At 27.7% G+C, this 535-nt stretch carries 1 protein-coding gene; it reads left to right on the top strand.

The window, feature by feature from the left end; all coding sequences use genetic code 11:
- Positions 1-315 precede the first annotated feature (315 nt).
- On the top strand, positions 316-535 hold a 220-nt coding region (locus N2201_07540), incomplete at its 3' end, for a hypothetical protein (protein MCX7786051.1).

The raw sequence follows: 535 nt of genomic DNA, 5'->3' as shown, positions 1-535 counted from the left end.
AGCCCCACCCTAGCCCCCTCATTGTGTCCGCCATTTTGTTTCTTGAATCTTAAGTCTATAAATATAATCTCAAAGTCTATCATATGCTTAATTAGAAGATGACCAAACCAACCATCTTTTTATCAAAATCTCCAACTGATTGATTTTTGCAACATAACTTCTTTTTCTATTAAAAATATCCTGGATTAATACCAGTAATAAAGTTGAGAAAATGATTTTTTGCAAAAAGGCTATAGGAAAATGAAAGTGTAAAATTATGAAAGTTTCAAAAACTTAAATGTTATAAAAATTAAAGAAAAAGTTTTCAACATCGGTTTGTTTTTATTAACTGATGTTATAAAAATTAAAGAAAAAGTTTTCAACATTGGTTTGTTTTTATTAACTGATGTTATAAAAATTAAAGAAAAAGTTTTCAACATTGGTTTATTTTTATTAACTGATGTTCGTTCTCGTGGCTTTTTACTTGTTTTTTCTAATTTGGGATTTATGCAATGCGACTTTTTCTTTCAAAGCGCGTATCGGTTAACTACTAACC

The organism is candidate division WOR-3 bacterium (assembly GCA_026418155.1).
Lineage (GTDB): Bacteria > Hydrothermota > Tepidihabitantia > Tepidihabitantales > CAIPLT01 > JAOABV01.
Note: the sequence above shows the minus strand (reverse complement) of the source record. Positions and strands in the feature narration are given on the sequence as shown.